The 22,229-nt window shown below is 69.3% G+C and carries 25 protein-coding genes and 2 pseudogenes; 17 read left to right on the forward strand and 10 right to left on the reverse strand.

All coding sequences use genetic code 11. The features are described 5' to 3' along the window. The first annotated feature begins 72 nt into the window (after positions 1-72). The 3 genes from AC07GB_RS29680 (at position 73) to AC07GB_RS29690 (ending at position 3,347) form a co-directional block, all read left to right on the forward strand. Complete coding sequence (locus AC07GB_RS29680; protein WP_478850756.1) at positions 73-1,578, forward strand: FAD-binding oxidoreductase; 1,506 nt, start codon at positions 73-75, stop codon at positions 1,576-1,578. A 172-nt stretch (positions 1,579-1,750) separates the two neighbouring features. Then, a complete protein-coding gene (locus tag AC07GB_RS29685) occupies positions 1,751-2,383 on the forward strand; it encodes an RNA polymerase sigma factor (RefSeq protein ID WP_478850758.1) in 633 nt (210 codons plus the stop codon). Further along, complete coding sequence (locus AC07GB_RS29690) at positions 2,376-3,347, forward strand: CU044_5270 family protein (RefSeq protein ID WP_478850760.1); 972 nt, start codon at positions 2,376-2,378, stop codon at positions 3,345-3,347. The genes AC07GB_RS29685 and AC07GB_RS29690 overlap by 8 nt, the downstream gene beginning before the upstream one ends. A gap of 65 nt (positions 3,348-3,412) precedes the next feature. On the opposite strand, the gene AC07GB_RS29695 is transcribed toward AC07GB_RS29690, so the two are convergent. Further along, the gene (locus AC07GB_RS29695; RefSeq protein WP_478850762.1) at positions 3,413-4,627 is read right to left on the reverse strand and encodes an FAD-dependent monooxygenase; all 1,215 of its coding nucleotides are present in this window, start codon (positions 4,625-4,627) and stop codon (positions 3,413-3,415) included. Positions 4,628-4,730: 103 nt separating this feature from the next. On the opposite strand from AC07GB_RS29695, the gene AC07GB_RS29700 reads away from it, so the two are divergent. Further along, on the forward strand, positions 4,731-5,081 hold the full coding sequence (locus AC07GB_RS29700; RefSeq protein WP_478850764.1) for a TetR/AcrR family transcriptional regulator: 351 nt from the start codon (positions 4,731-4,733) through the stop codon (positions 5,079-5,081). On the opposite strand, the gene AC07GB_RS29705 is transcribed toward AC07GB_RS29700, so the two are convergent. Continuing rightward, positions 5,069-5,308, reverse strand: coding sequence for a hypothetical protein (locus AC07GB_RS29705; RefSeq protein WP_478850766.1), 240 nt, complete (start codon positions 5,306-5,308; stop codon positions 5,069-5,071). The genes AC07GB_RS29700 and AC07GB_RS29705 overlap by 13 nt on opposite strands. Positions 5,309-5,408: 100 nt before the next feature. Next, positions 5,409-5,675, reverse strand: coding sequence for a hypothetical protein (locus AC07GB_RS29710; RefSeq protein WP_478850768.1), 267 nt, complete (start codon positions 5,673-5,675; stop codon positions 5,409-5,411). Between the two features lie 525 nt (positions 5,676-6,200). Here AC07GB_RS29710 and AC07GB_RS29715 point away from each other — a divergent pair. Genes AC07GB_RS29715 through AC07GB_RS29730 form a run of 4 tightly spaced genes read left to right on the forward strand, consistent with a single transcriptional unit; the run spans position 6,201 to position 8,339 of the window. Next, complete coding sequence (locus AC07GB_RS29715; RefSeq protein WP_478850770.1) at positions 6,201-6,332, forward strand: hypothetical protein; 132 nt, start codon at positions 6,201-6,203, stop codon at positions 6,330-6,332. Positions 6,333-6,335: 3 nt separating this feature from the next. Further along, entirely contained in the window at positions 6,336-7,613 is a 1,278-nt protein-coding gene (locus AC07GB_RS29720; protein WP_478850772.1) for a trypsin-like serine peptidase, read from the forward strand. 47 nt (positions 7,614-7,660) lie between these two features. Then, the gene (locus tag AC07GB_RS29725) at positions 7,661-7,987 is read left to right on the forward strand and encodes a hypothetical protein (RefSeq protein WP_478850774.1); all 327 of its coding nucleotides are present in this window, start codon (positions 7,661-7,663) and stop codon (positions 7,985-7,987) included. A gap of 55 nt (positions 7,988-8,042) precedes the next feature. After that, entirely contained in the window at positions 8,043-8,339 is a 297-nt protein-coding gene (locus AC07GB_RS29730) for a barstar family protein (RefSeq protein ID WP_478850776.1), read from the forward strand. A gap of 46 nt (positions 8,340-8,385) precedes the next feature. Here AC07GB_RS29730 and AC07GB_RS29735 read toward each other — a convergent pair. Next, positions 8,386-8,639, reverse strand: a pseudogene (locus AC07GB_RS29735) (IS5/IS1182 family transposase); the annotation flags it as partial. Between the two features lie 160 nt (positions 8,640-8,799). Here AC07GB_RS29735 and AC07GB_RS29740 point away from each other — a divergent pair. The 4 genes and pseudogenes from AC07GB_RS29740 to AC07GB_RS29755 form a co-directional block, all read left to right on the forward strand. Further along, on the forward strand, positions 8,800-9,549 hold the full coding sequence (locus tag AC07GB_RS29740) for a hypothetical protein (RefSeq protein WP_478850778.1): 750 nt from the start codon (positions 8,800-8,802) through the stop codon (positions 9,547-9,549). A 439-nt stretch (positions 9,550-9,988) separates the two neighbouring features. Then, entirely contained in the window at positions 9,989-10,150 is a 162-nt protein-coding gene (locus tag AC07GB_RS29745; protein WP_478850780.1) for a hypothetical protein, read from the forward strand. Positions 10,151-10,291: 141 nt separating this feature from the next. Continuing rightward, on the forward strand, positions 10,292-11,071 hold the full coding sequence (locus AC07GB_RS29750) for an SDR family NAD(P)-dependent oxidoreductase (protein WP_478850782.1): 780 nt from the start codon (positions 10,292-10,294) through the stop codon (positions 11,069-11,071). Positions 11,072-11,324: 253 nt separating this feature from the next. Then, a pseudogene (locus AC07GB_RS29755) lies at positions 11,325-11,423 on the forward strand (methyltransferase domain-containing protein); the annotation flags it as partial. A 126-nt stretch (positions 11,424-11,549) separates the two neighbouring features. Here AC07GB_RS29755 and AC07GB_RS29760 read toward each other — a convergent pair. After that, positions 11,550-12,110, reverse strand: coding sequence for a MarR family winged helix-turn-helix transcriptional regulator (locus AC07GB_RS29760; RefSeq protein ID WP_478850784.1), 561 nt, complete (start codon positions 12,108-12,110; stop codon positions 11,550-11,552). Between the two features lie 119 nt (positions 12,111-12,229). Between AC07GB_RS29760 and AC07GB_RS29765 the strand changes: the two genes are divergently transcribed. Continuing rightward, positions 12,230-13,015, forward strand: a complete 786-nt coding sequence (locus tag AC07GB_RS29765) for an alpha/beta fold hydrolase (RefSeq protein WP_478850786.1) — start codon at positions 12,230-12,232, stop codon at positions 13,013-13,015. Between the two features lie 69 nt (positions 13,016-13,084). Continuing rightward, a complete protein-coding gene (locus AC07GB_RS29770) occupies positions 13,085-13,510 on the forward strand; it encodes a nuclear transport factor 2 family protein (RefSeq protein WP_478850788.1) in 426 nt (141 codons plus the stop codon). A 407-nt stretch (positions 13,511-13,917) separates the two neighbouring features. Here AC07GB_RS29770 and AC07GB_RS29775 read toward each other — a convergent pair whose 3' ends face one another. Continuing rightward, positions 13,918-15,135 (reverse strand): serine hydrolase domain-containing protein, encoded by a 1,218-nt coding sequence (locus tag AC07GB_RS29775; protein WP_478850790.1) that lies wholly within the window; start codon positions 15,133-15,135, stop codon positions 13,918-13,920. A 429-nt stretch (positions 15,136-15,564) separates the two neighbouring features. Between AC07GB_RS29775 and AC07GB_RS29780 the strand changes: the two genes are divergently transcribed. The 3 genes from AC07GB_RS29780 to AC07GB_RS29790 all read left to right on the forward strand — a co-directional run bounded on the left by AC07GB_RS29780 (position 15,565) and on the right by AC07GB_RS29790 (position 18,304). Then, positions 15,565-15,885: a hypothetical protein gene (locus AC07GB_RS29780; protein ID WP_478850792.1), complete on the forward strand. Its 321-nt coding sequence runs from the start codon at positions 15,565-15,567 to the stop codon at positions 15,883-15,885. A gap of 638 nt (positions 15,886-16,523) precedes the next feature. Further along, the gene (locus AC07GB_RS29785) at positions 16,524-16,694 is read left to right on the forward strand and encodes a DUF7686 domain-containing protein (protein ID WP_478850888.1); all 171 of its coding nucleotides are present in this window, start codon (positions 16,524-16,526) and stop codon (positions 16,692-16,694) included. A 434-nt stretch (positions 16,695-17,128) separates the two neighbouring features. After that, positions 17,129-18,304: a hypothetical protein gene (locus AC07GB_RS29790; RefSeq protein WP_478850794.1), complete on the forward strand. Its 1,176-nt coding sequence runs from the start codon at positions 17,129-17,131 to the stop codon at positions 18,302-18,304. Between the two features lie 210 nt (positions 18,305-18,514). On the opposite strand, the gene AC07GB_RS29795 is transcribed toward AC07GB_RS29790, so the two are convergent. From AC07GB_RS29795 to AC07GB_RS29810, 4 genes are all read right to left on the reverse strand, one after another. Beyond that, complete coding sequence (locus AC07GB_RS29795; protein WP_478850796.1) at positions 18,515-18,733, reverse strand: hypothetical protein; 219 nt, start codon at positions 18,731-18,733, stop codon at positions 18,515-18,517. A 394-nt stretch (positions 18,734-19,127) separates the two neighbouring features. Beyond that, entirely contained in the window at positions 19,128-20,021 is an 894-nt protein-coding gene (locus AC07GB_RS29800; protein ID WP_478850797.1) for a terpene synthase family protein, read from the reverse strand. A 125-nt stretch (positions 20,022-20,146) separates the two neighbouring features. Then, positions 20,147-21,502: a cytochrome P450 gene (locus AC07GB_RS29805; protein ID WP_478850799.1), complete on the reverse strand. Its 1,356-nt coding sequence runs from the start codon at positions 21,500-21,502 to the stop codon at positions 20,147-20,149. A gap of 196 nt (positions 21,503-21,698) precedes the next feature. Next, entirely contained in the window at positions 21,699-22,130 is a 432-nt protein-coding gene (locus AC07GB_RS29810; protein WP_478850801.1) for a hypothetical protein, read from the reverse strand. Between the last annotated feature and the right edge of the window lie 99 nt (positions 22,131-22,229).

Raw genomic sequence — 22,229 nt, forward strand, 5'->3', positions numbered from 1 at the left:
GCGCCCCCGGCGTCGCCGTACCCGTACGGCACGAGCGTTCACGAGATACCACGAGAGACAGGGGACCACCAGGTGCCACAGCAACAGCCCGGCCGCCGTACCGCGCTCAAGGCCGCGGGGGCCGGCGCCCTGGCCGTCGCCGCCGGTGCGGTGGCCGCCGACACGGCGTCCGCCCAGGACAGCACGGCCGCGCCCCGAGGCGAGCGCGCTCTGGCCGCACAGCTGCGCCGCGCGCTGCCCGAGGACCGGGTGCTGGTCCGCGGGGACGCGGCGTACGACGCGGAGCGCGCCGCGTACCACCGGGTCATCGACCACCACCCGGCGGCGATCGTCGTGCCGCGCGATGCCGATGACATCGCCACCGCCGTGCGCGTCGCCTCGCGCCATCGCGTACCGATCGCCGTGCAGGCCACCGGTCACGGAATCTCCCGCTCCGCGCACGGCGGGCTGCTCATCAACACCCGCCGGCTCAAGCGCATCCGTATCGACACCTCCCAGCGCACCGCCGTGGTGAGCCCCGGCGTGCTCTTCTCCGAACTCATCGACGCGGCGGCCGCGCATGGCCTGGCGCCCGCCAGCGGCTCGGCGGTGGACGTCAGCGTCACCGGCTACATCAGCGGCGGCGGACTTCCGGTGATCGGACGCACGGTCGGCTTCGCGGCCGACCACGTCACCCGTGTCGACCTGGTCGACGCCAAGGGGCGGCGGCGCAGGCTCACCCCGCACCGTGACGCCGACCTGTTCTGGGCGGTGCGCGGCGGCAAGTCCAACTTCGGCGTGATCACCGAGATCGAGACGGCGCTCTTTCCCCTCACACGGCTGTACGGCGGGAACATGCTGTTCGTCGGCGGTGTGCCCGAACTGCTCAGGGCGTACGAGAAGTTCACCCGCGACCTCACCGAGCGGATGACGACCTCGCTGGTGATCGTGAACGTTCCGGCCGACAGCCCGGCCTCCCCCGAGCCGCCGCGCGGCAAGACCCTCGCCAAGCTGCGCGTGGCGTTCACCGGCGACGCGGCCGAGGGCGAGAAGCTGCTGCGTCCGCTGCGTGCCCTCGGCCCCGCCCAGGACGGTGTGGCCGAGATGCCGTACACCGACATCGCGAAGATCTACGCCGATCCGGCGGGCCCGATCCGTACACGCGAGCGCGCCGGTGCGCTGCGGGCGCTGGACGACGTGACGCTGCGGCGCCTGCTGCGGGTCGTGGGCCCTGACGCCGACCGGCCCCCGATGGTCGTCGAGATCCGTCACCTCGGTGGTGCGCTCGCGCGTGCCCCGAAGCACCCGAACGCGGTCGGGCCGCGCGATGCCGCGTTCAACCTGTTCGTCGCGGACGTGGCACCGGACCCGGCCAAGGACACCGCCCTCGAAGCCGGACAGCAGCGGGCCTTCGACCTCCTCGGCCCCTCGCTGACCGGGCACGCTCTGCCCAACTTCCTCACCGACCACGACACGACCGCCACGCGGGTACGCCGCGCCTACCGGCCGCGGGACTACGAACGCCTCGCGACACTCAAGCGCCGCTACGACCGCCACAACCTCTTCCGCGTCAACCACAACATCCCGCCCGCGGCCTGACCGGCCGGGCACGGGCAGGTGCGCGCGGCCCGACTCCGCGTCCTGGACGAACGGCAGGCCGCAGACTGTGGTGTCGCCGAGGGGGCCAGAGGGAACCGCTTCGGCGCGAGGGGCGAAGGACAGGTGAAAGCCCAAGTATTCGAGCATCGTCCCTTGGACGAGAGGAGCCCCGATGACCGTCGGACCAGGCGTCGGCATCGGCACCACGCGTGCCGCTGCGGAGAGCGACGCCTCAGTGATCGCGCGGTCCCGGGACGAGCCCGAGGCGTTCGCCGCTCTCTTCGACCGGCACGCCGACGCCGTGCACCGCTATGTGGCCCGCCGCCTCGGCGGCGAGGCCGCCGACGACCTCGTGGCGGAGACCTTCACCACCGCCTTTCAGCAACGCCATCGCTACGACCCGGCCCGCGGCGCGGGCGCCGACGCCCGGCCCTGGCTGTTCGGCATAGCGACCAACCTGGTCGGCAGGCATCGGCGGGCTGAGGCCCGCCGGTTCAAGGCCATGGCCCGGGTCCCGGCCCTCGCCGACCACGACGAGCCGCTGGCCGACCGGGCCGCGGACCGGGTGGTGGCGCGGGCCGTACGCCGCGAGCTGGCGGCGGCGCTGGCCGCGCTGCCCGCCCGGCACCGGGACGTACTGCTGCTGGTGGCCTGGGGGGATCTCAGCTACGAGGAGGCGGCCCAGGCCCTCGGTACCCCCGTGGGCACGGTCAGATCACGGCTGCACCGGGCTCGCAGGAAGCTGCGCGAAGCATTGGGCGGATCCGATCCGACGGCACTGCGAGAGGTATCCGACCATGAATGACGAACTCGAACTCTTGAGGGAGTGGGACGCGGACGCGGCCCCGCTCACCGGTCCTGCCCGGGACCGGGCCCGGCACCAACTGCTCAACGCGATGGTCCACGCGGACCGGCGCACCGGCAGCAGCCCCGGTCGCCGCCATGTGCTGCGCCTCGCGGGGGCCGCGGTGGTCGCCACGGCGGTCACCGGGACGGCGGTGCTGATCGGCACGGACGGCTCCGGCGAGGACGGCACACCGGGCACGAGCACCCCGCGGGTGCGGATCGCCGCCGCGACGGTCCTGAACAAGGCGGCGGCGCGGGAGCGCCGGCAGGAGAAGGAGCCGGTGGCGCCGCGCGACGACCAGTTCATCTACTCCAAGCGGATCATCAAGGAGACGGAGCAGAAGACCGGCGAGGTCAAGTCGTACACCGACGAGATGTGGGACTCGGTGGACGTCTCCAAGCCCTCCTTGTCCATGGAACTGGGCCGTGAGATGTGGGAGGAGCCCGCGGGCAAGGGCGGCGGGGTGTGGCCGCCCCGGAAGTGGAGCGAGCTGAGGAAGCTGCCCCAGGACCCGGAGAAGCTCGCCTTGGCCATCGTCTCCTACGGCTCCCGGTCCGACGGCCGGTCGATCAGAGATCTCGACAAGCTCAACCGGTACGAGGCCTACTGGCTGCTCGGTGAACTCCTGAAGAACCCGGTGCTGCCCCAGGGACTGCGCCCCGCGGCGTACGAGGCGCTGGCCCTTGTGCCCGGCGTCAGGACGATCCCGGGCGTGAAGGACTCCGCCGGGCGGACCGGGGTGGGGATCGCCCATACCGGGCGCGGGTCCTACGAACGCACGTACCTGATCTTCGACCCGGTGTCGTACGCGTTCCTGGGCTTCCGCGACGAGCGGACCTCGGCTTCCGGGAAGAAGACGTACACCCAGCTGTCGCACGTGGTGGACTGGGGGATCGTCGACCGGGTGAGGCAGCGGCCGTAGGCCGCTGTCCCGCGGCCCTGCCGCGCAGGGCCGCCGGTCGGCCATGGTCGCCGGCGGCCCCGAGGTCAGCGGGGCTGCCCCAACCGAGGACCTCGTCGCCGCCCGGCGTCGACTGGGTAGTCGGGCAGGGCCACGGTGCTGCTGACTCTCTCGCCCATCTTGAGCATGCCGTTCAGGAACAGGCGCCGGGACAGCAGGGTGTTGCGCAGCCGTAGGCCGGTGGCGGTAGCGGGGGCGAGGAACTTCCCGATGCGGTCGCCGCCTGCCTGACAGCCCTCGGCGTACTTGCGGACCCTGCTCTCGTAGCGGGCGAAGGCCGCCCGGTGATCGCCCTGGGCTCGCGCGAGTTCGCCGGCCAGGACGTACGCGGCGACCACCGCGGTCCCCGTGCCCATGCCGCCGATGGTGGCCCCGCAGGCGGCGTCGCCGACGAGGCACACGCGCCCGGTGGACCAGGTCTTCACGTCCGCCCGGCTGATCGAGTCGAAGTACAGGTCGGGAGCCTGGTGCAGGGAGTCGAGCAGGCGGGGCACTTCCCAGCCGAGGCCGGAGAACGCGTCTGCGATCAGACGCTTCTGCTGTTCCGGGTCATGGCGGTCGTACGACAGCTCCGGCGCGGCGAAGACGAAGAACGCCCCCGCCCGTGCCGGCTCCCGGTGGTCGGCGCCGACGGATGCAAGCCGCCCCGGCACGTTGTACCCGACCCAACCCTTGCCCGTTCCCAGGACGTTGGGCAGCTGCCAGGTCGCGGCGTAGTAGCCGAGGTGGCTCACGTAGTCCTCCTCCGGCCCGAACGTGAGGCGACGGACGTTGGAGTGCAACCCGTCCGCACCGATGACCAGGTCGAAGTCGCGTGAGACACCGCTGTGGAAGTCGGCCCGCACGCCGGAGGAGGTCTCGGTGAGGCTGACGATCGAGTCGCCGAAGACGTACTCGGCGCAGGGGGCGCTGTGCTCGTACAGCACTCGCGCCAGGTCTCCGCGGAGCACCTCCACCTCACCGCCGGCGAACTCGGCCGGCAGGTCCAGCAGCGTGCGGCCCCGGTCATCGACAAAGCGCATCGGGTTGCCACCGGTCTGGATGCGGCGCAGTTCGGGAAGCAGGCCCATGCGTTCCAGCACCGTCAGATGCGCCTCTCCACGGAAGTCGACGGCCTGACCGCCCTGGCGCAGGGCCGGGGCCAGTTCGACGACGGTGGACTTGAAGCCGTGGCGGCCCAGCCAATAGGCCAGCGCCGGGCCGGCGATGCTCGCGCCGGAGATGAGGACGTTCCAGGTCACGAGGTTTCCCTCCGCTCGACGAACTGTGTCCCATGGACACCGATATGTACTGTGCACCGTAGACACAGTTGAGTCGGTGAGGCAGGGCGGGAAGTCGACAGCCATGGGTGGCGAACACGCCGAGGTGGCGCGGTCGCCGCGGGGTCCGCACGCCACGCCCGCGCGAGGCCCCAGGCCGGCACGCGACCTGGACCGCGTCGCGTGGGCCGGGGTCGAGATCGCCCACTCGGCGGGGTTGGCCGGTGTCTCCATGCAGCGGGTCGCCGCGCAACTGGGTGTGACCAAGAGGGCGCTGTACCGGTACGTGCCGGGCAAGGCCGAGCTGGTCGCTCTGATGGTGGACGCCGCGAAAGGTCAGGGGCGGGCATCAGCCGGCCCGGCTGGCCCGGACCTGGCAGTTCACGATGACGAGCCGGTGGGGTGGGCCGCCGGGACGCTCCCTCACAGTGACTGAACGGCAATGCGCCGGTTGTGCCCATCGAGAATGAGGACGCTCCTGGCGACGCCGCGGCCGTCATCTCCGTCCCACCATTCCACGAAGGCGCCGGCGAACTTCTCGGCCTGGCTCCGCGAGGTGTGATCGGTGCGCACTTCGACGTCGTAGTCAGGTCCGGTGAGCTTGACGGTGAAGAGCTGGTCGGCGTGACGGCCCAGCGCCCACCCCCCTCGGTGCGCGCCCATGCGCGAAAGTCCTTGAGGAGCGCGGGGTTTGCTTCCCTCTTGCTCAGCGGACCGGCCGGTGGCTCCTTCGGCGCACCCTGGACGGCATCCTGACAACCCTTCACCCAGGACCCGCGGTCCTCATCGGCGCGAGGACCGGCATCCAGGGAACGGCGGGCACAGCCACCGTGCACGACTTCACCACCGCCGCGCCCTTGCCTCCGTCCTCGTAGACCTTGCGGCCTTCCTCGTAACCGGCGGCGTAGGCGCGCTGGTAGCCGGAGGTCTTGTCGCCGTGCTGCCCAGGCGGGTTGGAGGTGTGCTTCTCCGATGACTGCGGTGCGCTGTCGGTTCCGCACGCCGGGACGGCCAGCACTGCCGCGGTCATGACGGCGGCTGAGGCCGCGTACCGACGCCTCCTACCTGCACGTGGGCTCATTGCCGTGCTCTCCAATCGATCGTGCGACGGTGTACGTCCGTACGAGGGGGGAAAGTTGAGGCTGAGACGCAGCCTGACGGTCGTGGCTGCCATGGCGGCCACCATCACCATCCACGCACCCGCGTGGGCTGATCCCACGCCAGGCACGACGTGGCCCGCACCAGAAGCCGGCAGTCCGGGCCCGTCGACCAGTCCCGCGCCGGAGACGTCCTCCACCCGCCTGCCGCCGAGCCCCGCCCCGACTGCCGGGCAACCCGGCCTCCCGTCTCCTTCTGCCCCAGCGCCCTCCGAGTCCGCGACGGACGAACCGACCACGGACGAACCGACCGCGGACGAACCGACCATGGGCGAACCGGCTACGGAGGAAGCCAGCGAGCTGGAGAAGTTCTGGACCCCGGAGCGCATGGACGAAGCTGACCCGGTCGAGGAGCAGCAGGCCCGCGAGGCACAACTGCCCAAGCCGCGCGCCAGGAGATGCTGCGTTCCCCTTCTCACCCGTTCAAGGGCATCAAGGAAGTGGGCACCTTCTACTGGGCCGAGCGCAACGACAGCGGCGACTTCTTCTACCGCTTCTGCGGCGGTACGGTCGTCCCCTCGCCGGGATAGAACATGGTGCTCACCGCCGCGCACTGCTTCGACAGCAGTGACCGGCAGGAGAAGCTCGTCTTCGTCCCGCAGCACAGCAAGAGCAAGCCCCAGCCCCACGGCATCTTCCCCATCGCCAAGGGGCAGATCTACGCTGATCCCCGATACATGCGACGGGGAGGCGACGAGGACCACACCGGGCTGGACTTCGCCTTCCTCAAGACCAGCACCCGCAGCGACGGCAAGAAGCTCCAGGACGTCGTCGGCGCCATCAAGATCGGCTACGGCACCGGCTTCGACCACCCCAAGACCCGCGTGATCGGATACCCGGGGTTCAAGCCCAAGCAGGACCCCCTGGACTGCATCTCGCCCATGAAGAAGTTCACCGCCGGCAGTGCGAACGGCTGGAAGGGCGGCACCTTCTCGCAGATCGACTGCGACGGATACGTCTCCGGGACCTCCGGCGGGCCTTTCATCACGGCGGGCAGCGAAGAGCCCCGGGTCATCGGGGTGACGGGAGGCTGGAAGACCGGGGGACACAGCCCCGACACCTCGTACTCGTGCTACTTCGACAACGACCTCAAGGCCATCTACGACGCGGCCGCGGCCGGGAAGAAGCCGACGCCCATCGTGCTGCCGTCGGCGTCGACCTGGAAGCACTCCACGGACATGGCCTCGGGCTACTTCGCCCTGAAGGGGCCCGTCTCGGAAGACCGCATGGACATGTTCGTGAAGTGGTCCGACGGTGAGCTGACTGTCTACCGGGGCGCGGACAAAGGCCTGAACTACTTCGACCAGGAGTTCAGGGTCATGAAGCCCAACAAGCTGTGGGCCGACCACGCGAAGCAGGTCGTCGCGGGCGACTTCACCGGCGACAACGGCTCCGACCTGATCGTGCGCTGGTCCGACGGTGAGGTCACCCTCTACCCGTCCGTCGACGAGAAGGGCTTCCACGGCGAGAAGCAGATCGTCGCGCCGAACAGCACGTGGAAGCACGCTGAAGCCATCACCGCCGGCCGTTACGGCGGCAACAAGTGGCAGGACGACCTGGTCGTGCGCTGGTCGGACGGCGAACTCACCCTCTACGACGACTTCACCGGCACCGGCGACACCTGGGGCGAGCACCGGTGGAAGGCTCCCAACGAACTCTGGACCCACGCCAAGCTCGTCACTGGCGGGGACTTCAGCTCCAACCCCTGGCCGGACGACACGGTCGTACGCTGGTCCGACGGTGAACTCAGCCTCTACACCGAAGGAAATGCCTCCGGCATCGGCAAGGAAAACCAGCTCGTGGCCCCGTAGCGCCCACGTGATCCTCCCTGTATCCGATTCGAGCGAAAGTGGTAAGCATGCGTTCTCTTCGCGTGGCCGCCGCGGCGAGCGTCGCCGTCATGGCGTTGATGTCGGGCACCTTCATCACGAGTCCCGCTGAGGCGATGAGTGTCCCCAAATGCAAGACATGGAAGTCGAAGGGCGGCCACCAGGCGAATGCCAAGTGCGGCTACACCAACGCTCCGCACTACTACAAGTACCGGGTGGTTGCCGTGCGCCCCGGTAAGGGCTTCATCTATGGCAAGTGGGTGTCCCCGATCCCGCGGAACAAGTACGGCAAGACGTCGAGTGCCAAGTGCTCCAAGACGGTACGGAGCCTCGAGCGTGAATTCGCCCGGGCCTAGAGCCTGCCCCCTTGACCGGTGAGTGGCTCGTGGCGGGGCTGGTTATTCTGCTCCGATGACAGACAGCGAGCTGATCGTTGGCCTGCGCGGTCGGTTGATCGAGACACTCGACGACTTCTGGGATGCGGTGAGCGAGCCGTGCGGGCTGCCGGAGTGGTTCGGCCGGAACCTGGACGCGTGGTCGGACACGATCGAGACCCGGGGTATCTCCGAAGTGATCGACAGCCACGACATCCTGATTGTGCACGTCGACAAGCGGGGTCTCTTCAGCGGGCACCGGCAGGAGGGCAACGTCTTGGCCGGCATCTTCGACGAAGAGCAGAACCGGCTCGTCGTCCACGGGCTGGCCTGACGGAACCTTCGGCGCCTTCAGCGCCGAATCCGGATGAGGACGGCGGCAAGTGGAGTGCGGCTCGGTATGCGATGGCGAGCTTGTCCGTGCGCATGGCGAGGTCGCGCCACTGCTTGAGTCGGGCGATGCACCGCTCGACGGTATGCGCTCCTTGTATGTCTCTGCGTCGAAGCCGGGCGGGCGGCCTCCGGCGGGGCCTTGCCGCAGTCGATGCCCGACCTGGTCGGCGGGTTGAGGAGTGACGGCACGGATACCGCGTCGACGGAGGTGCCCACGAACCACGCGGGAAGAGTAAGCGCGGCGGTGCGCAAGGTTGATCGATACGTCACTGGATGGGGTGGTTATTGCGTTCGTCCCATTACCCGCGGCGGATGTCGGTGCTCTCCTGGCGTTGTTCTGACGCGCGTCTGGGTGCCCGCGTCAAGCGGACCTTGAGGAGGCAGCGGCAATGATGCGATCGATGATCAGACGCGCATGGAGGCCGGCGGTCGCCGCCGCGGCGGGCGTGTGTGCCTTCGTGGGAATGACGGCGCCCGCGCCTGCCGCACCGAAGCAGCAGCCTCAGGCTGAGGCTGCCGCTTCGGGCTACCTGAACGGCCACCAGTGCGTGTACTACTCGTCCTCGGCGACGAACCATTTCACGACGGTGGTGACGAGCAATGACGGGCGGTTCGCTGCCGGGACGAATGTCTCCGGCGCCGCTGATACGCAGGTGTCCTGCGGTGCGGGCGACGGGAATTACCAGCTCGTTCCGACCCTGTCGGGCGTCAAGGCGCTGGACCTCGCCTCCGGGCGCTACTTGAACGTCCACCAGTGCGTGTATTACTCGTCCTCGGCGACGAACCATTTCACGACGGTGGTGACGAGCAATGACGGACGGTTCGCTGCCGGGACGAATGTCTCCGGCGCCGCTGATACGCAGGTGTCCTGCGGTGCGGGCGATGGCAACTACCAGCTCGTTCCGACCCTGTCGGGTGTCAAGGCGCTGGACCTGACCTCGGGAAGCTACATGAATCTGCACCAGTGCGTGTACTACTCGTCCTCGGCGAGCAATCACTTCACGACGGTGGTGACGAGCAATGACGGGCGGTTCGCTGCCGGGACGAATGTCTCCGGCGCCGCTGATACACAGGTGTCCTGCGGCGCAGGCGACGGGAACTACCAGCTCGTCCCGACCCTGTCCGGTGTCAAGGCACTCTCCGTGGCCTAAGGACTGCTCGGCGGATCAGGAGCGAAGGTGGACGTAACAGCGATGACGGTCACCGGCCGCTTCGCCACGTGGCGTCATTGGGTTCCACGGCGGTAACCGAGAGGCGGGCTTTTCGATGACGCCGCCCACCTCCGCACCTGGTCCAAACGCTGGCACATCCCGATCATCCGGCTCCGGGCACGTTCCCGGGGCCGGGTCCCGGTGACCGCTCTGTGCTTCTACCGCCCCGGCGAGCGGTCCCGCCTGATCTATCAGGTACATCCTCAATGCGTGGACCGAGACGCACGGTCTGCCAGGGATCGAGGGGGACCTCGAAGTCCCGCACCTGCTCCCCCCGGCCCAGAACCCCGATGGCAGCGACGTCACGGATGACCTGGACGGGCCCGGAATGCCCTGGGGCGTCGATCGCACGCGGCACTCAGACACGCGGGGCGTGCCCATGACGGTGACCTGTACCGGCCCCCGGGAGTGGGCTGGCACCACCGGGGAGGCGCACGATCCGCATCGCTTCGGCTCCAACCAACCTGCCCTGCGCCACCCCGGCATCCGCCCCCGCAGCCGGATCACCGACCGCGACCACCTTCGCGAGCCGTACAACTGATCCTGGGGCCACCCAGGCACCGAACTGGGCGGGCACGGGAGGATCGGCACCGTGTCCCATTGCGGCCCCTTAAGCTGATCGCTCTCGGACCCGACCAGGCACACCGGGTACGCCGGGTACATCACGAGGGAAGAGGCGTTCATGGGGGAGTTGGACGGCGGGACCGCACTGGTGACGGGCGGCTCGCGCGGGATCGGGCGGGCGATCGCCCTGCAGCTCGCCGCCGAGGGGGCGCTGGTCGCGGTCCATTACGGCAGCAACGACGAGGCCGCTGCGAAGACCGTGGCACGGATCACCGAGACCGGCGGCCGGGCGTTCACGGTGCAGGCCCGGTTCGGCGAAAGCGGCGCGGTGGACCGGCTGTTCGACGGACTCACTGCCGGGCTCGCCGATCACGGTGCGGACGGTCTGGACATTCTGGTCAACAACGCGGGTATTCATTCGGTCAGTTCGATCGGGCAGCTCACCGAGGAGGAGTTCCAGCGGCTGCTGGCCATCAACGTGAGCACGCCCGTCTTCGTGATCCAACGGGCGCTGCCGCTGCTGCGGGACGGCGGGCGGATCGTCAACGTGGGCTCGGCGTCCACCCGGATCGCGGACCCCCACCAGATCGGCTACACCGTCACCAAGGCGGCGCTCGCCGCCCTCGGCCCGTCGCTCGCCAACGAACTGGGCCGGCGTGGGATCACCGTGAACACGGTCGAACCCGGGGTGGTGCTGACCGACATGATCGCCCACTACGCCGAGGTGCCCGAGGCAGTGGCCGGACTCGAGTCGATCACCGCGCTCGGACGCATCGGCCAGCCGGAAGACGTCGCGGACGTGGTGGGCTTCCTGGCGGGACCGCGGGGGCGCTGGGTGACCGGCCAGACCATCGACGTCTCCGGCGGCACCTACCTCGGGCCGATCACGCCCGGGTGATGTGCCACGGGCGCGTACCGGGGCCATGAGGTCCGCCTGAGCCGCCGCCTCAACGGCGTGCGGTGCTGATCCTCTCAGCGTCTCGGCAGGCTAAAGGACCGGCTTTAGGCTCCAGCGAACCCGCTTGGAGCTTGGCGAAAGAGTCTGCCTGAACAGGGCTGCTTCGGACGCCCCCGCCCGCCGGGCCCGCGGTGGGCGACTTCACCGCCTTGGCCTCGTGCGCTTGGCCCAGGCCGGACACCACCCGGCCGCGGTGGCCGGGGGTGGCGAAGGGGGCCATCCCCTCGGTGCGCCCTATGACGCGATCATCTCCACCGCCAGCGTCTACCGCATCCCGCCCACCTGGCTCCAACAGCTGCGCCCCAGGGCCTGCTGGTCACGACGCCCCGGAGCACCCACGTACGGATGTGTGTGCGACCTGCTGCTTCGACGGCACTCTGGTGGCGGCCGAAGTGGCTCGTCCAGGTCAAGCAGGGGCCTACTTGCCCGCCGCGGGAGAGCCCGGAAGGTCGCCGTAGGACCGCAGGACGGTGCTCATGGTGGCTGCCAGCTGCTCGCGCTCTTCGGGACCCAGGGCCTGGAGCAGGCGGGCCTCGTTGGCGATGTGCAGGGGCAGGACGCGGTCGATGACCTCGAGGCCGTGCTCGGTGAGGCAGATCTTCACCGAGCGCCGGTCGCCCTCGGCACGGGTCCGGACGACGAGGCCTTTGCCCTGCATACGGTCGACGCGCAGCGTGATGGCGCCGGTGGTGACCAGGGACGTCTTGAGGAACGCGCCCGCGGTCAGCTCATAGGGTGCGCCTGAGCGCCGGAGCGTGGACAGAACGTCGAACTCGCCCGGTTCGAGGCCGTGGCCTGCCAGGAAGTCCTTGATCTCCTTGTCCCACAGACGGGAGATGCGCATCAGGCGGCCGACGATGCCGACGGGCCAGAAGTCGATGTCGGGACGCTCCCGGTTCCACTGCTCGATCACGCCGTCCACCGCGTCCGCCGCGTCTGTCCTGTCTACCGCGTCTGCCGCGTCCATCGCGTCCGTCATGGGCACCTCCCAAGTTCCACGTGCAAATTACTTTAGCACTGGCTTAATTGACACTCAGGTAAGTGCTCATTACCTTAGCGCTCATTCAACGAGTACTAGCCATGTGAGTGGTGAGCTTCATGCCTTACACCTCGGTCCGCGACACGCAGGTCCACTACGAAGTCGACGGCCAGGGCCCCGGCCTGGTCCTGGTCCACGGCACCGGCGGCGACGCCGAGAAGGTCTTCGGCAACGTGGTGGAGCCCTTCAGTCAGGACCGCACGGTCGTGCGGCCCAACTTCAGCGGCAGCGGAGAGACCACCGACGACGGATCGGACCTGACCGTCGAGTTGATCGCCGACCAGGTCCTCGCGGCGACGCGTGACGCGGTCGAGGGCCCGGTCGACCTGCTCGGCTTCTCCCTGGGAGCGGTCGCCGCCGCAGCCGCGGCCGCGGCCGAACCCGGCTTGGTGCGGCGCCTCGTCCTGGTCGGCGGCTGGGCACACTCCGGCGGTCCTCGGGACGGCTTCTACTTCGACACCTGGCGCAAGCTCCTGGACACCGACCGCGAGCTGTTCAAGCGGTTCTCCACACTCACCGGCTTCAGCGCCGCCGCCCTCGACCGGTTCGGTCACGAGGGGCTTGCCCACTCCCTCGCCGACGCATGGCCGCCGCCCGGCATCGGCCGCCAGATCGACCTCGGCGCGCGCGTGGACATCCGCGACCTGCTGCCCCGCATCACGGCGCCCACCCTGGTCGTCGGCCTGGGCGGGGACAACATGATCCCTCTGGAAGGCTCGCGGCAGCTGGCCGCCGGTATCCCCGACGCCCGCCTCGTGGAACTCGGCGACGAAGGCCACATGGACTGGTTCGCCGACCCCAGCGGGCTCGTCAAGCTCACGCGCGACTTCCTCGACGCGGCCTGACGTACGGACTGACCTGCGGCCAGCACAACAGCGACAGCGCAGAACAACAACACAGCAAGGAGCAACCCCATGTACCAGCCGACCGCCGAAGAGCTGAAGAGCATCGAGGACTGGTTCGCCGCCTACGACGCGCTGGCCGACCGCGGCGCCATCGAGGAACTGGCAGACCTGGCGGTCTTCCCGATGAACCTGGCCACCGACGTGCCCGGCGGCCACGCCACGGTGCGGCAGTGGACGCGCGCGGAGTACATAGAGGCCATGCAGCAGGCCATCGGTACGGGCACAGCAGGACTCGACCTCAAGTCGACGCGCACCCCCCGCTTCATCAGCGAGAACCTCGTGGTCGTCGAGACGGAGGCAACGATGACCATCGAGGGCAGCGAGCAGCACATGCACTACGTCGACCTGCTCGTCCGCACCGAGGACGGATGGGCGTTCCAGACGATGGTGCAGGGCGGCTGGGGCCACGGCTGGCCGACGGCGACGCGCGGGTAGGGCGCGGCGCCAGCCCGGCGCCATGGCGAGGTCTGCTCGGTCACCTGGACACCGTCCTTTCTGGCCGCCCGCCGAACGCGGGCGACGACATCGGACCCGGCGACCGCGAGCGCGCCGCACACGAGAGCCGCACCGGGCCTCTGCCGGCCTGAGAGGACGAAATGCGCGACGCCGCAGGCCGCTGTCGTCGGTCGACTCCGTGTCCTGGCGCGGCTGCGAGACGACTTCTGACAGCTGTTCACGGCGGTTGTGTCGCCGGGCTCTGTCGCGTGCGGGTGCACCTGGAGGCCGCTAGGTCTGACGTTGTGGGTTGCTGAGTATTTGCGGATGACACCGTGCGGCCGCAGGCAGTGGGGCTCGCCCCGGCTCACTGGTCGCGCTGCCCTATGCCGTCGTGCCGGGTACTGTCAGCGGTCGCAGAACTCCGTGCGAACCGCTGCGTCCTCCAGGTCCTGCTCGCCCCAGTCGCCGTTTCTGTTCATGGTCATCGCGTGCCGTCCGTCGGCCGAGACCACTGTCCGGGTGGCCGAGCCGGGGATCATGCCGCCGTGGCCCCAGGCCCAGCAGCCCGGGGCGAGCTTGAAGTGCCGGATGCCGAGGCCGTAGACGTCCTGCGGGCCGCCGTGTCCCTTGTCGCCGTCGACGGGCACGGCGTCGAGCAACTCCCGCTGCTGGGCGGCTGGGAGCAGACCGCCGCCCAGCAGCTCGGCCATGAAGGTATTGATGTCGCGGACGGTCGATATCAGCTGCCCTGCCGAGAACGCCACCGTGGGGCTGAACTCGGTGACGTCACGCACCCGCGCCTGTGGCCCCTCCTCGAACAGCGTGGAGTAGTGCGTCGCGTGCGGGCCGGGAAGCCGAGGTGAGGTGTCGGGCACGCTGGTGTCGTGCAGGTCGAGGGGCTCGATCACGAACCGCTCGACAGCCTTCTTGTATGAGACCCCCGAGGCCTTCTCGACGATCATTCCGGCGAGGATGTAGTTGGTGTCCGAATAGTCCCACTTCCCGGGCCTGTCGGGCCTGCTGCCCTGCTCCGGCTGGAAGTTCGGCCGGTGGGCGAGCGCGATGCCCACCAACTGCTCGGGGGTCCACTTCCGGTAGCGGTTCTTGTCGAACGCCTCGCCCGCGTACCGGGCGCGGAAGCCCGCGTCCATGTTGTAGTCGAAGATGCCGCTCGTGTGGTTGAGCAGGTGCCGGACGGTGATGTGCCGTGGGCGGTAGCCCTTGCCGTGCACCACCTTCGGCAGCCATCGCTCGACGCTGTCGTCGAGCGAGAGCCGTCCCCGCGCTTCGAGCCGAAGGAGCACGGCGGCGGTGAACGGCTTCGTCACGCTGGCCACACGGAACTTGTCATGAATGCTCCGCGGCCGTCCGTTGTCGAGTTCGCCCACGCCGGCCCGGCCGCTCCACACGCCGTGAGCGTCCTTGACCTGGGCCACGACGCCCGGTGTGCCTTCTCCGGTGATCCGGTCGAGGGCCGCCTGGAGCCGGGCGTGCGGCCGCGGGGGCGGGCGGCACTCGTCAGCGAGAGCCGGAGGTGCCGGCACGAGGCAGAGCAGCCCCACGGCGGCAGCAAGGGCGGACAGGGCGCGCGGAGATGTCGGGAACCGCAGATGTCGGTGCATGGATCAAGCTCACCACCCGGCCGGCCACCCCGGCATCGGGGATGCCCCTGAAGTGTCTCAGGGGCGGGCTCGGGGGTGGCCGGGGGTCAGCGGGGCGGTGGCCCCTGCGGCGGTTGTCAGCGCCGGGTTCGTGAGCAACTTCCTTTGCCACACCGGACCTTCACCGTCCTCGGGTCCGCTTACCACCCTAGGACGGACACCGGGGCATGACAGCAACGGCCTCTACCACGCCGTCCGCGCCATCGCTCACATGCCCAACCTTGCCCTGGACCATGATCTGAGCTTGCCGGAAAGGGACTTGGCCTGCTCAACCAGGGGCTGCCGACGGTCCTCGAGGCTGCCGAGGGCCCGAACCCGGTCTTCCGCAACAGGCTTTACCCGACGAGGTCGGCGTCGGCCCGGGACGGCCGTGGCCCGCTCCGGCGGGACTTGGGCCTATGGGCTTCCTGCGGGCGAGGTGGACGACGACGTCGCCGCGCGTGCCGCCGACGTGCTCGCGCGCGTCGGCTACCCCTCCGCCTGGCCGTCGCCGACGGACCCGACGGCTACGCGCCGGCCGCCCCCTTCGACTGGGCGCACGCCACCTGTGCGGTCCAACGCCTCCCAGAGGCCTGGGTGCGCAACACCCGGCCAGCGGCGTCATCGTCGCGCCCTGGCACCCCACTTACGGCCACGGACTGCTGGCCCGCCTCGTCGTCACCGGCGACGGCCAGGCGATGGGCCGCTTCACACGCACGGCATCGTTCATGATGCTCCGCTCCCAGCAGCGCACCCTGGGCTGGACACACCTGGTGGGGCGAGCGCAACCTGTGCCAGCAAGTGTCCGAGCGCACCTGCGGTGGATCGCGTGAGGCAGCCCGTACGGGCCCGGTTCAGCATCATGGTCACACCCGATGAACAAGTCCTCCGGCTGGACCACCCTCACAACGGTGGTGCGCCCACCGTCTGAGCTGTGACTGACAGGCGGCGCGGGTGCAGTGGCCCGACTCCTGCGCCGGAGCCGGGCAGGAGCCGCCCACAGGGGGCCCCGTACAGGTGGTCCCCGCGCTGATGCCCCCGCGCGTGGCGTAGTGGCAGCATGCGGAGGACAGTTGTGGCGGCATCGTGCACATCCTGCGCAGCCGCGAGCGGCAGAAAGCAGTAGGCATACGAGGTCAGGATCATGGAGGAACTGCGGGCGGGCCGAGACCAGGTGCCGGGACCGCGACCGACACCGGGCGGATCGGCGGCTCAACAACGGCCCGCTGTACGGCCCGTGTCTGGACGAGCGGATCGCGGCGACCACAGGCATGCCCAGGCTCCCGCTCACCCCGCCCTCGGTGGAAACCGGCGGCGGGGACGGGCGTGGGTATGTGCTGCGCCACAGGCGGTAGCGGACACCCCCCGGGATCTCGGTACGGTTGGTCGAGGAGCACAGGGCGGCGGACGACGGCTTCGAGTGCGCAGTGCTCGGCGACCACGAGGCCGACGTGAACCACCTGGTGACACGAGTGCGGCCCGAGGCCGAGGCAGAGATCAGCCGCCGATGCCTGGGACCGGAAGAGCAGAGGGAGGGATGACAGGGTGGCGGGCGAGGAGAACACAGGCCGGCTGGTGGGACCCCGGCGGCGCGCCGCTCCACGTCGTGGTCGACGGGCACACCCTGAACGCAGGCCGACTGGTGGGACCCCGGCGACGCGCCGCCCCGCCTCGTGGTCGACGGGCACGCCCGCCGTGGCACGAACTGGGCCAGGCGTTGCCCTCGTTCGCGGGATAGCGGTTCCGGCCGGCCGTCGACCACCGTGTCGTCGACGCGCGATCGCAAGCCGCCAGCCAAGGCGGTGCTCGGCATGCAGGGCACTCCGAGCTGAGCGCGACCGCCCGGCCGCCGTGATGCGTGCGATCGCGGTCCGGACCCTTGGTAGCGCGAGCCCTCGCTGCCGGACCTTCCCTCCCGAGTCGCCCTATCGTGGGGCTGGACACCAGCGGAGCGTAACCCCGGCCGGAGGCCGCGATGTCGGAGTATCAGCACTATCAGTTCCTTGCCGTCGACCGGCCCCTGACCGACGAGCAGATCGCCGAGGTCCGCAAGCTGACCACCCGCGCGACGCTCACCCGCACCACATTCGTGAACAGCTATCAGTGGGGCGACTTCAAGGGCAGCTGCGACCAGCTCATGAAGAAGTACTACGACGCCCACCTGTACTTCGCGAACTGGGGCTGTCGCAAGGTCGTCCTGCGCTGGCCCGCCGACCAGCTTCCGCTGCACGTCGCCGAGCAGTACTGCACCGGCGCGTCAGCCGACGCCTGCCAGGTCGGCGAGCATGTGTTCATCACGCTGGTCTCCGATGACGAGGACGGGGAGTACGAGGACTTCAACGACCTCTTTGGCTTCGACGACCACGGCGACACCGGCCGTGAGGAGGAATGGCTGCCCTCGATCGCCGAGGCGCGTCTCGACGTCGCGGCCGGGGACATGCGTCTGCTCTACCTGGCCTGGCTGCTCTGCCTCAACAACGGCGATCTGCACGACGACGACGTCGAGCCCGCACTTCCCGTCGGCCTCGCTGCGCTCCCCGACTCCCTCACCGACCTGGTCGCCTTCCTGCGCATCGACCCCGATCTGATCACCGCAGCGTCCTTGCCCCTCCCGCACCCCGGCCCAGACCTCACTCGCGCCGCGTACGAGGCCTGGGTCACCACGCTGCCGCAGGCGGACAAGGACGCCGCCCTGGTGCGCCTCCTCCATGACGTCGATCCCTACGCGATCACTGACCTGCGCCGACAATTGCGCCTGGCCCACCCGGGCGCGGCCCCTCTCGCGCCCGGCCGTACCGTTGCCCAGCTGCGAGCCGCTGTGCCCGCAGTTGCCGCCGGGCGCCTCACACACGAGGCGCAAGAGAAAGCCGAACGCAAGGAGGCCGAACGTCAACAGGCTCACGCGGCCCGGCAGCGCCGCCTCGCTGCCATCCAAGACGACCCCGAGGGTGCCTGGAGTCGCATCAGCGAGATGATCTCGTACCAGAAGGGCCGCAACTACCCCGCCGCCGTGCAGCTGTTGGGGGACCTGTCCGTGCTCGCAGACCGCGACGGCACGAGCGAAGCCTTCACCGAGCGCTTGCGCGCACTACGCCACCGACACCGCACCAAGAAGGCCCTGCTCCGTCTGCTGGACGCCGCCGACCTGTGAACCGTTTCCGCGTCGAGGGCCGGCTCGTCCTCAGCCCGGCCGCCGCGCCCCCTGTGGCGTGCGCAGACTTGGAGGAGGCGCGGCCTCTGATCGCATGGATGACCCTTCACTCACGCGTGCGCGACCCATGTGGACGGTCACGCAATCCCCCCGCCCGACGGTCACGTAATCCCCAGGTACTCATGATGGCAACGCCGGGCGAGTCACGGGTCAGTCCCACCAGAGCACGATGAGCAGGTGGCGCTTTGCTGCGTCGAGGTAGAAGTCGCGCAAGGCGTTGAAGTGCTCCAGCACGTACGCCCTCAGACCGCCGGTGAGGCGGTCGGCCCCGTGGCCGTTCAAGGATCCGGCGTCACGGTCGTCGGCCGGCAGGGCGTCGAGGAGAAGGGGCATGTCGATCTGGCTGAGCAGTTCGGGGACGCGCGCCACTTGAGGGACGCCCAGAGCGGTACGGCGACACCGCTCTGGACCTCGGCTTCCTCAATGCGCCCCCGCACGCCGTAGCCCCCTTCGGTGCCTGGCGGCACGCGGCGAGATAGCCCGACGGGATGCGGGCGAGCTGCTGAGTAACCGCCATGACGGCAGTATCTCTGCCGCGTCTACCGGATTTCGGCTGCCGACTGGGGACTGCCCACGGCCACCGCCCCCATGGGGACTCGTGATCGCCCACGGTCACCGCCCCCATGGTTGACTCGTGGCCGCCGGGGTGGGGGAACTACGTGACGCTCAGATCCCGAAGCCTGGGGAAATACGTGACCCGCCCACAGCCCATCCGGCCGGCGCCCACGAAGCAAAGTCGGACGCACGACGGGCCCGTCCCTGCTCACCGGTCGCTGGTGAGGTCTTCCACGTACGACAAGGCCACCTCGGGCCGCAGATCCCCCAGATAGCGGGCGGTGGTGTTGCCCCAGGCGTCATATCCGTACATTCCGGCCTTCAGGCCGTCGACATACTTCAGCACCCGTTCCTCGTACTCCTGGCCGAGGACGTCGATGACCTTGGGCAGTTCCTTCTCCAGGGCGCAGAACCGGTCGATCATCGCGTTGCCGTTCTCGCGCACCCGTGCCAGCGCCGACCGCGTGCTGATGCCCTGCTCCCGCGCCGTGACCGTGATCAGGTTGTTGGTCTCTCCGTGCGCGTCCTCCTTGGCGAAGGAGTGCAGGTCGTTGCTGTGCATGAGGATGTCCGAGGACAGTTGCCGCATCACCCGAAGGTGCGGACACCCCGTGGCGTCCTCCGGGATCTCGAAGTGTGCGAGGCGCTCGATCAGGTCGGTGGAGGTCTCCGCCCCCACCGTGTACCGGCGCACCGCGAGATAGCTCTCCATCGTGTGCAGCGTGCCCAGCTTGCGGGCGACCGCCTCCCCGATCTGGCCGTGGAAGTACTGTCGCCAGTGCCGCCCGGCCCGCTCGATCCACGTGCGGGACATGCCCTGGACCGACCGGCGCCAGATGTCGGCGAACGCCACCATGACCGGCGCGGTCGACCGCGTCTGTCCCGTCGTCCAGGTGATCGACGCGAGGTCCTTCTGGATGCGTGCCACCTCGCGTGGATATTCACCCAGCTCCACGTCGAACTGGTCGTCGAAGAAGAAGTAGAAGGTGATCGCGTCCACCGCGAGATCGGCGTCGTCGCCGGTCGCGTACGGCCAGTACAGGCTGGACTGCTCCTCCCACCCGCAGGCCTTCCAGTACGCCACCGCCTGGTCCCCGTTCACCAGCCCGACCTTCCGGGCCCACGCCAAGCCGTGTGCACGTGCCCGCTCCAGATCCGGGCCGATGCGCCGACGGAAGGGGATCCGCAGTCCTGAAGCCGTCACCGCCACCCCTTCCTGCCGGTCGCTCAGCGGGCCCGGGCCCGGAGCACCAGCCCGTCCGGCTTGAGTACGGCCACAGCGCGCGGCCTCACTCGCTTTCCCGGCACCGGCTGCATCCTCCACCGCCCCGCGAGCGTGGCCAGGATGATCGTCATCGCCTGCATCGCGAACTTGTCCCCGATGCACTTGTGCGGTCCGGCCCCGAACGGGATGACCGCGCTGCGCTTGACCGGTGGCGCTTCCTCGGCCCACCGGTCCGGGTCGAACCGGTACGGCTCCCGGTACAGGTCCCGCCGGTGGTGGATGAGGTAGTGGCAGTACATGACGGCCGACCCCGCCTTGACGGGATGGCCCCCCAGTTCGGTGTCCTCGGTCACGGTGCGGGTGAGCATCCACACCGGGCTGTAGAACCGCAGCGTCTCCTGCAACACCCGTTGTGTCACCGGAAGGCCGGCCAGGTCGGTGAAGGTCGCAGCCCGGCCGTCGAGTACCGCATCGGCTTCTTCGTGCAGCCCGCGTTCGATTTCCGGATGTCTCGTCAGCGCGTGCAGGGCCCAGGCCAGGGTCGCGCCGGTGGTCTCCGCTCCGGCCACGAAGAACGCCACCACCTGATCGGCGATCTCACTGTCGCTGAACCGGTCACCCTCGTGCGTGTGCTCGCCGGTCTCGTCCCGTGCCGCCATCAGCATCGACAGCAGATCGCCCTGGTCCTTCCCGCGTCGGCGGTGCTCGGCGATGATGCCCTCCACCGCCCCGTACAGCCGCCCACGCGCCGCGTCGTAACGCCGGTTGAACGGTGCCAGCACCCACGACACACCAGGCGGAGTGAACGCCCGCCAGTACATGCCGTTGAACACCGTGTGCAGGTCGGCCACCACCTGACGGAACACCTCAGGGGCAAGACTGCCGCCGAACATGGCCGCAGCGGTGATCCGCGCGTTCAGGTCCATCATCGCGTCGGTGACGTTGACCTTCTGCCCGTGCCGCCAGCCGGACAGGGCCTCATCCGCATGCAGCGTCATCACCTGCCCGTACGCGGACATGCGGGACGCCTGGAACACCTGCTGGGTGAGCCTGCGCTGACGCCGGTGCCTGGTGTGCGGGCAGGTGATCAGACTGTCGCCGACCACTTCGCGGGCCCGCTCGAAAATCGGCCCGCCCTTGTCGAAGTGGTGATCTCGTACGAGCAACTCATGTGTCAGCTCCGGCTCACACACCACCAGGACGGGGAAGGGGCCGGCCTTGATCTCCACCAGGTCCCCGTACGCCGGGAGCGTCTTGATGAACCGCAAAGGGGAGTGCAGCAGCGGCACCGCATGCCCCACAAGAGGCCACGCCCCCGGCACCCGGCCGAACGACACCCTGCTCCCGGCAGCGGCCATCGCCCATCCTCTGCCCTCGCCATCCCGCTGACCGTGGATATCTACCCGCCGCTCGGAGCACCCACTCGCGCCGGCCTGCCGAGGCTTCGCCGCGTCCGTAGGAGAGCTGGGCGACTCCCGCTGGAGTCAGGCAGCAGGGGCAGGGCGCCCCGGCACCGTGGGCCGGGGCGGGGCCTGCTGCTGCGGCTGACCTGCTTTACCAGGCCCGCTTGCAGTTCTCGAGCTTGACCTTGCCGACCTTGCGGTCGCAGGCGTAGGCGTAGACGTTGTCCTTGTTCTTGAACGTCCAGGACTTGGTGCCGTTGACGACAGCGACCTTGTTCTTCACCGTGCGCCAGGCGCCGTTCTCGTACGAGTCGTACTTCAGGGCCAGGACAGCCTCATAGCCGTCACCGCTCATGCGGTCCTTGGCGGTGGCTCCGGAGAACGAGCCGTCGTACAGGGTCCGTCCGTCGGTGGCGGTTCCGGACTTCCAGTACTTGTAGGTTCCGCCGATCTCGGCCTTGCCCGTACCGGAGTACTGGTGGAAGGGGACGGTGGCCGCGCTGGCCGACGTGGTGACGCCCATGACGAGGGCGGAGGCCAGGGCCGCGCCGGCGACGACGGTGCGCTTGGACAGCAGAAACATCAGGTTCCCCCATGATCATTTCGGTGGTCGCGTGGATCATAGTTCAGCCCTCGGCGGGAACAAACCGTTCCGCCCGGTGGAGTCGGCAGCATCGGACCG

It is taken from the genome of Streptomyces sp. NPDC045778 (assembly GCF_056431945.1).